Origin of the sequence: Paenibacillus phytorum (assembly GCF_013141715.1) — a bacterium.
In the GTDB taxonomy this organism is placed as follows: domain Bacteria; phylum Bacillota; class Bacilli; order Paenibacillales; family NBRC-103111; genus Paenibacillus_E; species Paenibacillus_E phytorum.
In genome coordinates this window covers 1-14292 of record NZ_WHOA01000247.1, presented here as the reverse complement: position 1 = coordinate 14292, position 14292 = coordinate 1, and the positions used below count along the sequence as shown (strand labels likewise).

At 45.2% G+C, this 14292-nt stretch carries 15 protein-coding genes; 14 read left to right on the top strand and 1 reads right to left on the bottom strand.

Translation table 11 applies throughout. From position 1 onward, the window contains the following. Positions 1 to 22: 22 nt before the first annotated feature. Positions 23 to 166, bottom strand: coding sequence for a hypothetical protein (locus GC098_RS36805; protein WP_171649286.1), 144 nt, complete (start codon positions 164 to 166; stop codon positions 23 to 25). Positions 167 to 342: 176 nt separating this feature from the next. On the opposite strand from GC098_RS36805, the gene GC098_RS36800 reads away from it, so the two are divergent. From GC098_RS36800 to GC098_RS36735, 14 genes are all read left to right on the top strand, one after another. Next, positions 343 to 618, top strand: coding sequence for a GNAT family N-acetyltransferase (locus GC098_RS36800; RefSeq protein WP_171649285.1), 276 nt, complete (start codon positions 343 to 345; stop codon positions 616 to 618). Positions 619 to 623: 5 nt separating this feature from the next. After that, a complete protein-coding gene (locus GC098_RS41895; protein WP_171649347.1) occupies positions 624 to 815 on the top strand; it encodes a GNAT family N-acetyltransferase in 192 nt (63 codons plus the stop codon). Positions 816 to 837: 22 nt separating this feature from the next. Then, the gene (gene lplA, locus GC098_RS36790) at positions 838 to 1839 is read left to right on the top strand and encodes a lipoate--protein ligase (protein ID WP_171649284.1); all 1002 of its coding nucleotides are present in this window, start codon (positions 838 to 840) and stop codon (positions 1837 to 1839) included. A gap of 25 nt (positions 1840 to 1864) precedes the next feature. Then, complete coding sequence (locus GC098_RS36785; protein WP_246359176.1) at positions 1865 to 2491, top strand: histidine phosphatase family protein; 627 nt, start codon at positions 1865 to 1867, stop codon at positions 2489 to 2491. 28 nt (positions 2492 to 2519) lie between these two features. Continuing rightward, positions 2520 to 2819: an antibiotic biosynthesis monooxygenase family protein gene (locus GC098_RS36780; RefSeq protein WP_171649283.1), complete on the top strand. Its 300-nt coding sequence runs from the start codon at positions 2520 to 2522 to the stop codon at positions 2817 to 2819. Positions 2820 to 2905: 86 nt separating this feature from the next. Continuing rightward, on the top strand, positions 2906 to 3883 hold the full coding sequence (locus GC098_RS36775; protein ID WP_171649282.1) for an AAA family ATPase: 978 nt from the start codon (positions 2906 to 2908) through the stop codon (positions 3881 to 3883). A 174-nt stretch (positions 3884 to 4057) separates the two neighbouring features. Continuing rightward, a complete protein-coding gene (locus GC098_RS36770; RefSeq protein WP_171649281.1) occupies positions 4058 to 5542 on the top strand; it encodes an FTR1 family iron permease in 1485 nt (494 codons plus the stop codon). A gap of 28 nt (positions 5543 to 5570) precedes the next feature. After that, positions 5571 to 6737: an EfeM/EfeO family lipoprotein gene (locus tag GC098_RS36765; protein WP_171649280.1), complete on the top strand. Its 1167-nt coding sequence runs from the start codon at positions 5571 to 5573 to the stop codon at positions 6735 to 6737. 24 nt (positions 6738 to 6761) lie between these two features. Then, a complete protein-coding gene (gene efeB, locus GC098_RS36760) occupies positions 6762 to 8039 on the top strand; it encodes an iron uptake transporter deferrochelatase/peroxidase subunit (protein ID WP_171649279.1) in 1278 nt (425 codons plus the stop codon). Positions 8040 to 8231: 192 nt separating this feature from the next. Then, positions 8232 to 9557 carry a GTPase HflX gene (hflX, locus tag GC098_RS36755; protein WP_171649278.1) on the top strand — a complete coding sequence of 442 codons (1326 nt, stop codon included), beginning with the start codon at positions 8232 to 8234 and terminating at the stop codon, positions 9555 to 9557. A 2-nt stretch (positions 9558 to 9559) separates the two neighbouring features. Beyond that, positions 9560 to 10810 (top strand): methionine gamma-lyase family protein, encoded by a 1251-nt coding sequence (locus GC098_RS36750; RefSeq protein WP_171649277.1) that lies wholly within the window; start codon positions 9560 to 9562, stop codon positions 10808 to 10810. 96 nt (positions 10811 to 10906) lie between these two features. Beyond that, on the top strand, positions 10907 to 11317 hold the full coding sequence (locus GC098_RS36745; RefSeq protein ID WP_047676992.1) for a MerR family transcriptional regulator: 411 nt from the start codon (positions 10907 to 10909) through the stop codon (positions 11315 to 11317). Between the two features lie 40 nt (positions 11318 to 11357). Further along, complete coding sequence (gene glnA, locus GC098_RS36740) at positions 11358 to 12698, top strand: type I glutamate--ammonia ligase (protein WP_171649276.1); 1341 nt, start codon at positions 11358 to 11360, stop codon at positions 12696 to 12698. A gap of 115 nt (positions 12699 to 12813) precedes the next feature. Next, on the top strand, positions 12814 to 14052 hold the full coding sequence (locus GC098_RS36735) for an aminopeptidase (RefSeq protein ID WP_171649345.1): 1239 nt from the start codon (positions 12814 to 12816) through the stop codon (positions 14050 to 14052). The last annotated feature ends 240 nt before the right edge of the window (positions 14053 to 14292 follow it).

The window sequence follows — 14292 nt, the reverse complement described above, 5'->3', positions numbered from 1 at the left end:
CATCCTTAAAGTTGCTCATTCCTCACTCGCACCCGCAATCAGCTACTTTAACGATGAAAAACGTCGCTAACCCGCCAGGCAGCCCATATATTCCGACTTTAACGATGAAAAACATCGCTAACCCGCCAGGCAGCTCATATATACCGACTTTAACGATGAAAAACATCCTTACAGTTGCTCATTCCTCACTCGGACCGATACTACAGCTCAACAATAACGGTTTCCTCAAACATTAAAATCACCAAACAAAAACAAACACAACTACCCACCAACGCGCTCCGCCAAAGTGGAAAAATATCATCCTTTGATGTAAGCTATGAAACAACAGGAGGAGGATTTTTCTTGGAACATATCATTCGTACCGCACATTTAGAAGATTACGAGGCCGTGAATGCCATCATTCGAGTAGGGCAAGAAGAACATGCGGATGCGTTGCCGGAGCGTTTTGCCAGGTTAGATCACGTTGTTGCTATGGGTTGGTACCGAAGCTTTTCAGACCAACAGAACAAAGTGATTTTAGTCGCGGAGAAAGAGGGCTTGGTCGTTGGAGTAGCTATGCTGGAGATGAAGAAATCTCCTACCTATGAAGCGCTTGTTCCTCGGACCTATGCGTATTAAATGAACTGGCCGTCTCACCGCACTTTCTGCGTCAGGGCATTGGTACAAAATTATATGAAGCTTCTGTTGCCTGGGCAAGGGAGCGTTCTGCTGCTTCACTAGAATTAAACGTATGGGAATTTAATGAGCGTGCTATAGCCTTTTATAAATCATTAGGGATGTTTACCTTAAATCGCACCATGACGACAGAGATATGATCATAAATGAAGGAGCATGACTATGCTATTTATCGATAACGAAGGATTCACAGATCCTCGGATTAATTTAGCCATTGAGGAATATGCCCTAAGGCAGCTCCCTAATGATGAGAGTTTCTTACTTTTTTACATCAACGAACCGTCCATTATTATTGGCAAAAATCAAAATACACTCGAAGAAATTAATCCCGAATATGTCAAAGAGAATAACCTTCATGTGGTTCGGAGATTATCGGGCGGCGGAGCCGTTTATCATGATTTGGGCAATCTGAATTTCAGCTTCATTACCCGGGATGACGGGAACTCTTTTCACAATTTTCAAAAGTTTACTGAACCCGTTGTTGAAGCACTGCGTAAGCTTGGTGTTGAAGCGGCATTAACGGGCCGCAATGATATCCAAGTCGGTGAGCGTAAAATTTCGGGCAATGCACAATTTGCAACCAAGGGCAGGATGTTCAGTCACGGAACACTACTCTTCGATTCAGAGATCGAAAATGTTGTATCTGCTCTTAAGGTTAATCTTGATAAGATTCAGTCCAAGGGCATTAAATCGATTCGCAGCCGGGTCGCTAATATCGTAGAGTTCCTGAGCGAGCCTATTACGATGGAGGAATTCCGAATTAAGCTGCTTGCATCTATTTTCAATGCCGAGGAGTCGGATGTTCCCATGTACAAGCTTTCTGAGGAGGACTGGGTCCGTATTCACGAACTATCTGAGGAACGCTATCAGAACTGGGACTGGAACTACGGGAAATCGCCCAAAAGTACCGTGCAAAACTCCAAACGCTTCGAAGGCGTCGGTACAATAGATGTGCGTTTAGATATTGAAGAAGGTCATATTCATGATTTAAAAATATATGGAGACTTTTTTGGAGCTAGAGATGTAGCAGAACTAGAGGAAACGCTGCGTGGTTCGCGTTATGAGGAGTCTGCTGTACGAGAACAGCTGTCAGGTATGGAATTGCAGCGTTTTTTTGGTGCACTGGATTTGGAGTCTTTTGTGGCTTTAATGATGTTAAATTAAGGCAAGGATTGGGGGGGGACTGCTGATGACTAAGCTTTATTTAATCCGACATGGGGAAACGATGTGGAATGTGGAGCGCCGAATGCAAGGTCACTTGGATTCACCACTTTCAACTTTAGGGGAGCAGCAAGCCTCCTGGTTGTCAAATGCTTTGAAGGATGTTCACTTTGATGTTCTATATGCGAGCAGCAGTGGTCGTACTTTGCAAACGGCGAATATCGTGAAAGGCTCGCGTGAATTGGCGATACATACCTCGGATGAGTGGAAAGAAATGAATTTGGGTGCTTGGGAGGGGAGGATTTCGGCAGAAATTGCAGATTTGGATCCTGACAACTTCCATGCATTCTGGCATGCACCTGATCTGTATAGACCAACGAAAGGTGAGTCCTATGCTGATTTACAGGCTCGTGTCATACCTGCAATTGTGCAGCTGTTAGAGGAACATGAAGGAAAAACAATTGGTTTGATTTCACATACAGTCACATTGAAAATCATCATGGCTTTCTTCGAGCGAAGAGCTTTAGCAGACTTGTGGAACCCGCCGTATTTTCACCCTACATGCTTAAGTCTTGTCGAAATGATTGATAACGAACCACATATCCGACTTCATGGAGATACATCCCATTTTCAAGAGGAAGCATTCGGTTTCTAAAATACGATATCAATTGGAGGAATTATCCATGATTCTAGAAGTAGCCATACTTCCTGTAATTGCAGGAAAAAATGCGGAGTTCGAAGCGGCGTTTCGTCAAGCATCATCCATTATTTCATCGATGAAAGGATACATTTCTCATGAGCTGCAAACGTGTATAGAGGATAGCAACAAATACTTGCTGCTCGTTCACTGGGAAACACTGGAGGATCACACCGTAGGCTTCCGCGGCTCTGAAGAGTATCAAGAATGGCGGAAGCTGCTGCACCATTTCTATGACCCATTCCCAGTGGTTGAGCATTATTCGCTGTCACAAAAGTATCATTAACAGCTGCCGCGGTCTAAAATGCATCAAACGAGCGTAGGATGGATTGATACGAACCATCAAACCATCCTGTAAACGAGGTGATCCTCATGAGTGGTCGAAGCTTGCCATCCAGACAGATCAACATCGTCTTACGGCAGCCAGAGCCTGGCATGCATAGGCGAGCCGTTGATGGAGTAGGCAGCCAGACTCACGCTTCGCCGCTAGCCGATGCCGAGCCGCAGCTCACAGGAAAGAAGACGCCTCTCGAGGGTCCGCTTTCGGATGTTTTCAAAGAGCTGAATCAACTGATTGGCCTTGATAATGTCAAAGAGCTGGTGCATGAAATCTATGCGCTTTTACAAATTTCGCAATTTCGCGCTGAAGCCGGTCTGCTCAGCAATGCGCACGTCTACCATATGATTTTCAAAGGAAGCCCCGGAACGGGTAAAACGACAGTGGCTAGACTGATGGGCCGCATGTTCCATGCCATGGGTGTTCTGAGCAAGGGTCATTTTATTGAGGTGGAACGTGCAGATCTGGTAGGAGAATACATTGGACATACGGCTCTTAAGACCCGTGAGTTGATGAAAAAGGCGATGGGCGGCATCCTTTTTATTGATGAAGCTTATAGTCTGGCACGTGGAGGAGATAAGGATTTCGGCAAAGAATCCATTGATGCGCTGGTCAAAGGTATGGAGGATAAGAAGAATGAGTTCATTCTTATTCTAGCAGGGTATAGCGACGAAATGGAGCAATTTCTGGCTACGAATCCGGGACTTCCTTCAAGATTTCCCATTCAAATTGATTTCGAGGACTATCCGATTGAACAATTGATTCAGATTACAGAGCTCATGGCTAAGGACCGAGAGTATGTTCTTCTTCCTCAAACAATCGTGAAGCTAAAGCAGCATTTAACCGATGAGAAAGCCGCCACATGGCGTGCATTTAGTAATGCGAGGTATGTTCGCAACATTCTGGAGAAAGCAATGCGGCATCAAGCGGTGAGGCTGCTCAGTCAATATGTAAACGCACCTTCCAAATTAGAATTAATGTCAATAAGACCAGAAGATATGAAATTTAAATGAAATTTATAAAGCTATTTAACTTATTTAAGTTAAATGGCTTTTTTTCTTGAATAAAACAATTGACAGATTGCTTGAACCGAGTAAAATAGACAGAGTAATAAATTAACTGATAATGATTATCAATATTAACTTGGTTGAATTTGGGTTTTATTTTTCTATAGGGAGTCGTGATTCATGCGTAGATTCATTTTAGTGAGTTGGATAGCACTGCTAATGCTGCTATCTGTACCTTTAACAGTAGGTGCTAAGGCGGAGGATGATCTGGCCAAGGCTGATGAAGGTATCGTTCGCGCCATTCAAGCTGCAGAAAGCGGAAAGTTGGAGGATGCCTCCCAATTATTCGAAACGTTTCAAATAAATTGGTTGTCCTATGAAAGTGGCATTAAAGAGCGCTCATTGGCAGCTTACCAGAAGATTGAGCAAGCAATGGGTGAAGTCTCCTTCCAAACGCTCAAGCAGCCAATTGATTCGCAGAAATTGGTTGCGGGATTGAATAGTCTTCACAATTTGAACAAGAGTTTTATAGATGGCAACCTGGATACTTTCGGTAAAGTGGTTCAGGGCAGTGGGGATATTACTGTGAGTTCATTGGTTGAGTTGCTGGAGAAAGCGGCGGATCAAATGAAGCAGAATGATATCGAAGGTGCTTCCGCAAGTGTCCAAAAGCTTAGAAATTCCTGGTTGCAAATCGAAGGTATTGTGCTTACACAATCCTCAACTGTCTACACTTCGATGGAAAGAGACATGGTTACTGCTTACGCACAACTGTCTGCTGTTCCTGTTCAAGCTAGTGAGGCTTCCGCAACAATTGCGCGAATGCACGCTGATTTGCAGCCGTTAGCGGCCAAAACAAGCTACACCATGCTGGATGCGACGACTATTTTGCTCCGCGAAGGTCTGGAAGCTTTGTTAGTCGTCATTGCCTTACTAGGTTTCCTGAATAAATCAGGGCATGGTGATAAGAAACAATGGATTTGGTATGGCGTTCTCGGGGGCTTGCTTGTTAGTACGGCGCTTGGCATTGTCGTTCAACAGTTGTTTTCCGCAAGTGCATTTGGGAAAAACAACTTCCTGATTGCTGGATGTACAGGGATTTTTGCAGCTGTCATGCTGCTATATATGAGCTACTGGTTACACAGCAAATCAAGTGTCTCTAATTGGCAGAAGTACATACGGGATCAGAGCGTAAAAGCTTTGGCTACCGGAAGTCTAGTTTCTCTCAGTTTGCTTGCTTTTCTTGCAGTTTTCCGTGAAGGTACAGAAACAGCCCTTTTCATGATCGGTATGGCATCCTCTATCTCCTTAAGCTCACTGCTTGGAGGCATAGGGATTGGAGTGGCTGTCCTACTTATTGTGGCATTCTTAATCCTTAAAATTGGCCTACGTATTCCAATGCGTCCATTCTTTCTAGTTTCAAGCTTCTTCGTATTTTATCTTTGCTTTAAATTTGCGGGGATGGGTGTGCACGGGCTTCAATTGGCAGGTTATTTGCCAGCAACGACAGCTTCTTGGCTGCCAAGCTGGGACTTTATCGCACTGTATCCAACGTTAGAGAGTGCTATACCGCAATTTATTCTCCTGATATCCGCGTTGTTCGCAGTCATCTGGGACCGCCGTAAAACGATTCAAATGAAAAATATAGCATTATCTAAATCATAAATTAGAGAAAAGTGGAGGGAACTATCCCATGAAAAAACGTCAACAACTTATCATTTTAGCAGCTGCAACAACACTTGTACTCGCAGGCTGCGGTAAAACAGAAACAACGGAAGTAACCAAAGTACCCGTCAAAGAAGGCTCAGCAGCGCTTCTTACAAGTCTTGATCAGTTGAAGGGTCAACTGGACATAAATAAGGTTAAAGATCCGCAGAAGCAATCCACCCTACTTGAGAATCAGTGGGCTAGCTTCGAAGATGAAGTAAAACCGAAATTTCCAGAGCTGTATTTTAAAGTAGAGAAATTTCTGACTCCATTAGAAGCAGGATTGAAACAAGACAAGCTGGATTATGCGACATTAACTGCACTCAATAATAATTTGAAAGCAGCAATTACGGAGCTCAGCACCTCCCTCGCTGATAATAAAGGTGCAGTTAATAAAGATGTCATCACGGCATCCAAAGAGCTGCAAGAGGCTGCTATAGCTTATAATAAATATGTTCAAGAACAAGGGAAACAGTTAGTCGCTGGACTCGAACAGCTGGATGCTGCTATAAAGAGTGGCGATCTGAAAAAGGCACAAGAATCCTATGGACAATCACGGATGCCTTATGAGAGAATTGAGCCTATTATTGAGGCTTTTAGCGAGCTGGATGGTGTCATGGATGCTCGTGTGGATGATTTTAAGAATGAAAAGGATCCTGAGTTCACGGGATACCATCGTATAGAGTATTTGTTGTTCGTTAAAAAGAATGTGAAAGAAGCTGAAGAATTTTCTTCACGTTTACTAGAAGACGGCAAGAAAATGCAGCAAGCAATTGCATCCACTACCATTGAGCCTTCTGATTTTATCGCTGGTGTTGGGGAATTGATGGAAGAAGCGCAATCAAAGAAAATCACTGGTGAAGAAGAGCGCTGGAGTGGCGCCACTATACCTGTTATTCGTGCTAACGTTGAAGGCGCGCAAGCTATCTATGATCTCGTTAAAGGTGAGCTGAAGAAGAAAGACGCGGCGCTAGATGAGAAAATAAGCAAAAGCTTAGCTACGGTTATCGAAACTATGAACACACTTTCACCAGTTGGTGCTGCTTGGAATGATTTCAGCAAAATAGAACAAGCCAAACAAATCGATTTGAAAAATAAACTGGAGGCATTCGCTGAGCCGTTAGTGAAAATGCCAGGAACGTTAAGTAAATAAGGGAATGGAAAGGAGAACAACGGTATGGGGGATAAAATGAATCGCCGTGCTTTCTTAGGAATGACTGCGGCAGGTGCTGCAGGCGTTGTCATCGGGGATCTGCTTGGGAAGGCACAGAAAGTGATACCTACCGCTTCGAACAAACAACTAGGTACTGCAACCGCAAGCGCAGCGAATGAGACCATCTCATTTTATGGTGCTCATCAAACCGGTGTTGTGACTCCTGCCCAGAACTTTGCGAATGTGGCTGCATTTGATGTGACCACGCAGGATGTGAAGGAGCTAAAGGAGCTTTTGCAGCTATGGACCGAGATGGCAGCGACTCTTATGGAAGGCAAGCCTCTTGCGGCTGAGCCTCAGGAGGGTAAATTCCCGCCGTTGGATACAGGGGAGCAAATGGGCCTCGATACGGGTAAATTAACGATTACCTTCGCTGTTGGTGCGTCTTTGTTCGAAAAAGATGGTGTTGATCGATTCGGCCTTCGTTCTCGTAAACCTGCTGGTCTCACGGAAATGCCAATCTTCCATAAAGATTCGCTGCAGGATCAATTAACACATGGAGATATTGTCATTCAGGCTTGTGCAGATGATCCGATCGTTTGTTTCCATGCGATTCGTAACTTTTCCAAAGCAGCTCGTGGTGTCGCTCATTTGCGCTGGCAGCAGAACGGACAGTTGGGCGTGAAGTCCCAAGGGACGAAGCGGAACTTGTTCGGCTTCAAGGACGGTACGGCTAATCCAGACTTGCAAGATGAACAATTTATGAAGAATAATGTTTGGGTAGATGCGGGAGACGGTGCATCTTGGTTTGCTGGAGGCACCTACATGGTTGTTCGCCGTATTCATATGCGAATTGAAACATGGGATCAACAACCTTTTTCCGACCAAGAAGAGATTATTGGACGTCAGAAGGTTTCCGGAGCACCGATGGATGGACATGGAGAATTCGACAAGCCTAATTTTGCTGACGATAGCAAAGGGGAGGTTACAGCACTCGATTCTCATATCCGCCTTTCAAATCCGCGAACGGGAGAGAATTCAGAGCGTGAACGCATTTTGCGCCGCGGGTATAATTTCATGGATAACCTCGATAACGTTGGCCGAATCAATGCTGGTCTGTTATTCGTTTGTTTCAATCGGAATATCCAAACGCAGTTTGAATCCATCCAGAAAAGATTGACGAATCCGAAACTACCTGACAAAATGCTTTCCTATACGGATACAACAGGTGGAGGATATTTCGCTGTACTTCCGGGTGTTCCATCTAAAGGTTCGTTTTTGGGACAAAGTTTATTTACTTAAAATAGGTGGAAAGCTACCGAGAGGCCTATGGTCTTTCGGTATTTTTGTGTCTTCAGATGTGAACACCGTTATAATCGAATTTTCCGCTCCTGCAAATTGACTTTCCCAAGCATTTCCTACACAATGATGAAGGAATACGCCCACATGGGGGCTATTTCGCTCGTTTGAATGCAGCGTAAAGGAGACAAACTTATGAAAACAACTTCACATATGGTTGAGAAAGAAATCGATGACCGCGCGGTGCTCGTTAGTCTAGTCACTCAGAAGCAGAAGAAAAATGAATTATTAGCGGAATACTCGCTGCAAGAGCTGGTCAAGTTAGCGGAAACAGCAGGTGTACTTGTTTTGGAGACGATGACACAGAACAAAGAAACAAAGGATTCCAAATGGTTTATTGGTAAAGGGAAAGTTGAAGAGTTAAAAGTTCGTTTAGAGGAACTTGGCGGGAATACGGCTATTTTCGATCAAGAGCTATCGGGTGCTCAAGTCCGTAATCTGGAAGCTGCCTTAGATGTGAAAATTATCGACCGCACCCAGTTGATTCTGGATATTTTTGCTCAGCGTGCCAAAACACGTGAAGGTATTATTCAGGTTGAGCTGGCGCAGCTTAGCTACCTGCTACCAAGGCTATCGGGACAAGGTAAGAACTTGTCGCGTCTTGGTGGCGGTATCGGGACGAGAGGCCCCGGGGAATCGAAGCTGGAGACCGATCGCCGGCACATTCGCGGCCGTATTGACGAGCTGAAGGCGCAGTTAGAAGAAGTTGTTCGTCATCGGACTTTGCATCGTGAACGCCGTAAGAAGACCGGTGTGTTTCAAGTTGCCCTTGTTGGTTACACGAATGCAGGGAAATCAACATTATTGAAACAATTGACACAAGCGGACGTCTATATTGAGAATCAGTTGTTTGCAACGCTGGATCCAACATCGCGGACGATGGAATTGCCAAGCGGCAAAGAGATCGTTCTAACAGACACCGTAGGCTTCATTCAGAATCTGCCGCATGATCTTGTCGCATCGTTCCGTGCTACGCTGGAAGAGGCCAATGAGGCCGATTTGATCCTTCATGTCGTAGATAGTTCAACAGATATGAGAAATGAGCAAATGCGCGTTGTCGCTGAGGTTTTAGAAGAGCTAGGCGCACATCAAAAAGAACAGCTGACCGTTTTCAATAAAATAGATCTTTGCTCGCAAGAAGATATGGAAATGCTTTCGACCGAAGGTGAGTTTCTGAAAATCAGTGCGTACAACCCTGATGATCTGGAACGACTGCGAATTGCCATTCAAGAGAAGCTGATGGGTGAGAGCAAAGAGTTTCGTATTCCAGCTGACAAGGGAGACATCATTTCCCTGATGTACCGAATTGGCGATGTCCTAGAGACGGATGTGGACGGAGAAGATATGCTGTTCAAGGTCCGTGTGAACAAGGATGATTACGTCAAATTGGCCTATCAATTGGTGGCATATGATCAACATGCTCAGCAAGAGGCTCAAGATAGTGAGGGAGAGATTTACTAATTATGCAATTCGGGGATAAAGTTATGGCATTAATGGAGAGCGCTGAACGCCAAATAGAGAGCGCTTTTCGCCAGATTGAGAAAACGATTGATCTTAATCAGTGGAAAGTGATTAGCGCTTTCCAAAAACATAAGGTAAGCGATTATCACTTTGCTTCTTCGACAGGCTATGGCTACAATGATCGTGGCAGAGAGGTGCTTGATCTTGTCTATGCGGATGCGATGGGAGCTGAAGCAGCACTTGTACGCCCGCACTTTGTCTCAGGTACGCACACGATAGGCACAGCTTTGTTCGGTGTTCTGCGACCAGGCGAACATCTACTTTACATAACGGGTAAGCCTTATGATACGTTGCATAAGGTCATTGGTAAGCCTGGCGATGGTATGGGATCGCTGCAGGACTTTGGCATCGCGTACAGCGAGGTTGCGCTGACTGAGGATGGCGCGCCAGACTGGTCGGCCATCGCGGCTGCCATTCAGCCGAACACGAAGGTGATAGGCATACAGCGTTCGCGCGGCTACTCGTGGCGACCTTCGTTCACGGTGGAGCAAATCGGAGAAATGGTCCGATTCGTCAAAGAAGTGAACCCGGCACTGATCGTCTTCGTTGATAATTGCTACGGCGAGTTCACCGAGCTGCAGGAGCCGACGCAGGTTGGCGTCGATCTCATGGCAGGCTCACTCATCAAGAACCCCGGCGGCGGTATTGCCCCATCCGGAGGCTACATTGCCGGGCGGCGCGACCTTGTGGAGCTCGCCGCTTACAGACTGACCGCCCCCGGTATTGGGGGCGAGGTCGGTGCTATGCTCGGCGCTACGCGAGCGATGTTTCAAGGGCTTTTCCTTGCCCCTCACTTGGTGGGGCAAGCCGTCAAGGGCTCGGTCTTCGCAGCCGCGGTGTTCGAAGAGCTAGGCTTCGAGAGCCATCCGCGCTGGCAAACGCCGCGAACGGATCTGATCCAAGCGATCCGCTTCACGTCGGCGGATCACTTGATCACGTTCGTGCAGGGCATCCAGAAGGCGGCTGCCGTGGATTCGCACGTTGTGCCGGAGCCGTGGGATATGCCCGGCTATGAGCATCCCGTCATTATGGCGGCCGGGACGTTCATCCAAGGCGGCAGTCTGGAGCTGTCCGCAGATGCGCCTATTCGTGAGCCTTACATCGCTTATTTGCAAGGCGGTCTCACCTACTCACACTGTAAGTTAGGGGTACTAACAGCAATCCAACATATGGAAGACAAGGGATTGTTGTGAAAAATTGAGACTGTGAACAAACCTGACACTCCTTGACACATTCTTGTTACAAAGGTACAATAAGACTGAGGTATTTACTGACCAGGAGTGATTAGCATGAGTGATGAGATACGTAGAAATATGGCGTTATTCCCGATCGGGATCGTCATGAAGCTGACCGATTTAACCGCAAGACAAATTCGTTATTATGAGCAGCATGAACTTATTATTCCAGCTAGAACGGCTGGTAATCAACGTCTGTATTCGTTTAATGATGTAGAACGACTTCTTGAAATTAAAGATTTAATTGAAAAAGGTGTGAACATCGCTGGGATCAAGCAGGTACTTATCCCTGTCGATAAAGATTCAGAAGATGCAACGATTTTGAACGAACACACAGAAGTTAAGCGTAAAGAATTAACCGATTCCCAACTGCACAAAATGCTTAAGCAGCAGTTGATTGGCGGAGGTAAACGCCCTGATCAGGTTTCTCTGATTCAAGGTCAGCTTTCCAGATTTTATAAATAGCATTTCTTAATCGCTTGTAAATTGAGAGGAGAATGCACACGTGAGTTACAATAACAACTATTCCAAAGAAGATATCATACGCATTGCCAAAGAAGAAAATGTTCGGTTCATTCGTTTGCAATTTACGGACTTGATGGGAAGCATCAAGAACGTAGAAATTCCTTATAGCCAACTAGAAAAAGCGCTCGACAATAAGATGATGTTCGATGGTTCTTCCATTGAGGGTTATGTACGTATTGAAGAGTCTGATATGTATCTGTATCCTGATTTGGATACATGGGTTATTTTCCCTTGGGTAACTGAAAGCAAAGTAGCACGTTTAATCTGCGATATTTATATGCCAGATGGCAAACCATTCGCAGGAGATCCGCGTGCTATTTTGAAAAATGCGTTGAAACAAGCCGAAGAGATGGGCTTTACGGCCATGAACGTAGGTCCGGAACCAGAATTTTTCTTGTTCAAAACGGATGAAAAAGGCAATCCAACAACTGAACTGAATGACCAAGGTGGTTATTTCGATTTGGCTCCGATGGATTTGGGCGAAAACTGTCGCCGCGATATCGTGTTGACGCTTGAAGAGATGGGCTTCGAAATTGAAGCATCCCACCACGAAGTAGCGCCAGGTCAACATGAAATCGACTTTAAATACGCAGATGCGATTAAAGCGGCTGACCAAATTCAAACTTTCAAGCTAGTTGTCAAAACCGTTGCTAGACAGCATGGTCTGCATGCGACTTTTATGCCTAAGCCTTTGTTTGGCATGAACGGTTCTGGTATGCACTGTCACCAATCGTTATTCAAAGGTGATGTAAATGCTTTTTATGAAGAGAACGATAAATTAGGTTTAAGCAATGTGGCTAGACAATATATGGCGGGTGTACTTCGTCATGCACGTTCTTTTGCTGCGATTACGAACCCTACTGTTAACTCTTACAAACGTCTAGTGCCTGGTTATGAAGCACCTGTATATGTAGCATGGTCGGCAAGTAACCGTAGTCCAATGATCCGTATTCCAGCATCCCGCGGTTTAAGCACTCGCGTTGAAGTTCGTAACCCGGATCCGGCTGCTAATCCTTACTTGGCTCTTGCTGTTATGCTTGCTGCCGGACTGGATGGCATTAAGAACAAAATGCAGCTTCCTCCTCCTACTGATCGTAACATCTATGTGATGACTGAAGAGGAAAGAGAGAGCGATGGTATCCCTACATTGCCATTGAACTTGAAACAAGCGTTGGACGAGCTGCTTCGCAATGATGTGATTTGCGATACACTTGGCGAACATGCTTTGGCACATTTCTATGAACTTAAAGAAATCGAGTGGGATATGTACCGCACACAAGTTCACCAATGGGAAAGAGATCAGTATCTATCCCTTTACTAATCACTTAGCAAGTTGAATTTGATTTTGATGCAACAATTAGATACGAAAAGCCCGTCAACCTTCAGGATGTTTCTGAACTGATGGGCTTTTTCACGCGAAGGAGATCATAAGTATGATGGACAACTTTCAAATGAATTTGGAAAAGTATGCTGAACTTGTAGTCAAAGTAGGGGTTAACCTCCACAAAGGCCAGGATCTGATGATAGAGTCGCCGATAGAATCCCTTGAATTGACTAGACTAATTGTAAAGAAAGCCTATGAGGCAGGGGCGAATTTTGTTCAAGTGCATTGGCAGGATGATGTGATTACTCGCAGTAGATTCGAACATGCCCATGATGAAGCTCTAGATTATTACCCAGAGTGGTATACGAATATGTTAGAACGCTTTGTAGAAAACGGTGGAGCTTTGCTGAATATCAAAGTCCCGGATCCTGATTTGTACGCGGGTATTGATGCGAGCATGATTTCTAGGGCAACCAAAGCCATGGCTACAGCTAGAGCAAAGTATCAGCAATATGTGAGAACAAGTAAGTTCAGTTGGTGCTTAATCAAAGCGCCTACGGTGGCGTGGGCATCCAAAGTGTACGCTGATTTGCCTGAAGAACAGAGGATCGATGCGATGTGGGAGGCAATTTTCCGGATAAATCGCGTTTATGAAGAGGATCCGGTAGCTGCTTGGCGAGTTCATATGGATCAATTGAAGCGTGTTCGCAGCGTTTTGAATGAGAAGCAATACGAGGCGCTTCAATATCGAGCGGCAGGCACAGATTTACGAGTCGAATTGCCGGAGGGTCACATTTGGCTTGGCGGTGATACGGAGAACGCAAGTGGAATACGATTCGTAGCGAATATGCCGACTGAGGAAGTTTTCACGATGCCTAAGCGAACAGGTGTTCATGGGATTGTGTCGAGCACCAAGCCATTAAATGTGAATGGAGCGCTCGTGGATCGGTTTTCGTTCAAGTTCGAGGACGGGAAAGTTGTGGATTATCAGGCAGAAGTCGGCTATGAGCACCTAGCTAGATTACTAGATATGGATGAGGGCGCACGGTATTTGGGAGAAGTTGCTCTTGTACCTTTTGATTCGCCGATCTCTAATCTTGACCGCATTTTCTACAATACGGGCATCGATGAAAATGCATCCTGCCATCTGGCTTTAGGCAGCTGTTACCCGATCAATTTGCAGGATGGCGTATCTTTTTCAAGTGAAGAGCTGAAAGCTCGAGGTGGGAACACCAGTTTGATTCATGTGGATTTCATGATCGGGACAGCTGATCTTGAGATCGATGGTGTCCTTGGTGATGGTACCGTTGAACCTATTTTCCGTCGTGGAAATTGGGCACTTGCATTTTAGTTGATCATTTAGCTGGTATTTTAGCTTAATTTCTAAGGTGGAAGTACTTTTTGGGTTGTTAAAGGGGATAAAGAGCAGATAGAAGATGGAAGATGGAAGACGGAAGATAGGAATCTCTAGAGACCGCTAATTTGTCTAATAGTGTGATGAATATAGGAAGGGGTTTTCCCAAAAGCCATATTTGGAAAATTTAACTCCCACTAAATGAATTTCGCAGTCTGCCTGCTACTTCCATTGGAA

Coding starts and splice junctions, on each gene's coding strand:
- GC098_RS36805 (WP_171649286.1), bottom strand. CDS start 166: ATGTTTTTCATCGTTAAAGTCGGTATATATGAGCTGCCTGGCGGGTTA.
- lplA (WP_171649284.1), top strand. CDS start 838: ATGCTATTTATCGATAACGAAGGATTCACAGATCCTCGGATTAATTTA.
- GC098_RS36785 (WP_246359176.1), top strand. CDS start 1,865: ATGACTAAGCTTTATTTAATCCGACATGGGGAAACGATGTGGAATGTG.
- GC098_RS36780 (WP_171649283.1), top strand. CDS start 2,520: ATGATTCTAGAAGTAGCCATACTTCCTGTAATTGCAGGAAAAAATGCG.
- GC098_RS36775 (WP_171649282.1), top strand. CDS start 2,906: ATGAGTGGTCGAAGCTTGCCATCCAGACAGATCAACATCGTCTTACGG.
- GC098_RS36770 (WP_171649281.1), top strand. CDS start 4,058: ATGCGTAGATTCATTTTAGTGAGTTGGATAGCACTGCTAATGCTGCTA.
- GC098_RS36765 (WP_171649280.1), top strand. CDS start 5,571: ATGAAAAAACGTCAACAACTTATCATTTTAGCAGCTGCAACAACACTT.
- efeB (WP_171649279.1), top strand. CDS start 6,762: ATGGGGGATAAAATGAATCGCCGTGCTTTCTTAGGAATGACTGCGGCA.
- hflX (WP_171649278.1), top strand. CDS start 8,232: ATGAAAACAACTTCACATATGGTTGAGAAAGAAATCGATGACCGCGCG.
- GC098_RS36750 (WP_171649277.1), top strand. CDS start 9,560: ATGCAATTCGGGGATAAAGTTATGGCATTAATGGAGAGCGCTGAACGC.
- GC098_RS36745 (WP_047676992.1), top strand. CDS start 10,907: ATGAGTGATGAGATACGTAGAAATATGGCGTTATTCCCGATCGGGATC.
- GC098_RS36735 (WP_171649345.1), top strand. CDS start 12,814: ATGGACAACTTTCAAATGAATTTGGAAAAGTATGCTGAACTTGTAGTC.